Source organism: Rhizobacter sp. P2_H2 (genome assembly GCF_056403375.1).
Map to the genome: position 1 here is coordinate 1 of NZ_JBFUFP010001592.1, position 862 is coordinate 862.

The following is an 862-nucleotide window of genomic DNA, read 5'->3' on the forward strand; positions in this document are numbered from 1 at the left end:
GGGCTCACGAGCGAAGGACTGTCCAAGAGTGTGTTCGTGAAAGGCCTTGCAGAGGGCATGCGGCTCGTCGAGTCGCAGGAGGGCGTCGATGCGATCGTGATCGACGCGGACGGTGTTCTGCATTACTCCTCCGGCTTGCTGGGCGCCGCCCCGCAATCCGGCAACCCAGGCCGGCAGTAGACGACCGGCCGCATCGGAGGCGAGAAGATGAAGTACCCCACAGCAACCCAGGGCCCCGCGAGCGATCGCCGGGCGCACCGAGGCAGCATCCGGTTCGCCGGCGCCGCGCTGCTCGCCACCATGGCCGCGGTCCTCGCGGCCTGCGGCAGCGGCAGTTCCAGCGATTCATCCAGCCTCACGGTGGAAGGCGACGTGCCGCTCGCGTACACGCAGCGCGTCAACACGATGGGCATGAACCCGACCAACGGCGCCCCGTACGCCCAGGGCGGCGACCTGATGATCCGCGAGAAATCCTCGCCGAGCGCGCCCGAGCACAACATCACGAAGGACATCACCCAGGGCCACGGCGACGTGTCCGACCCCGAGGTGTCGTTCGACGGCAAGAAGATCGTCTTCGCGCTGAAGTGCGAGACCTCCAACACCTCGATGATCAACGGCGCCAAGGCCTGTACCGGGCGCTGGAACATCTGGGAATACGACATGACGAAGAGCGGCCTGACCGGCGGCAGCTTCAAGCGTCTGACCAGCTCCACCGACGGCGACGACGTCGACCCGGCCTACCTGCCGGCCGGCAAGGGCTTCGTGTTCTCGTCGAACCGCCAGGGCACCTCGTTCTTCAACCAGGGCGTCGGCGGCAACCGCTTCGCGCTCGACGAGTACGAGCGCGAGCGTGTGTTCAACC

1 protein-coding gene and 1 pseudogene are annotated in these 862 nt (G+C 66.9%); both read left to right on the plus strand.

What is annotated here, in order from left to right; all coding sequences use genetic code 11:
* Positions 1-180 (plus strand): annotated as a pseudogene (locus AC1D15_RS34955) (hypothetical protein); the annotation flags it as partial.
* Between the two features lie 27 nt (positions 181-207).
* A partial coding sequence (locus tag AC1D15_RS34960) for a TolB family protein (protein ID WP_477829690.1) occupies positions 208-862 on the plus strand: 655 nt, incomplete at its 3' end.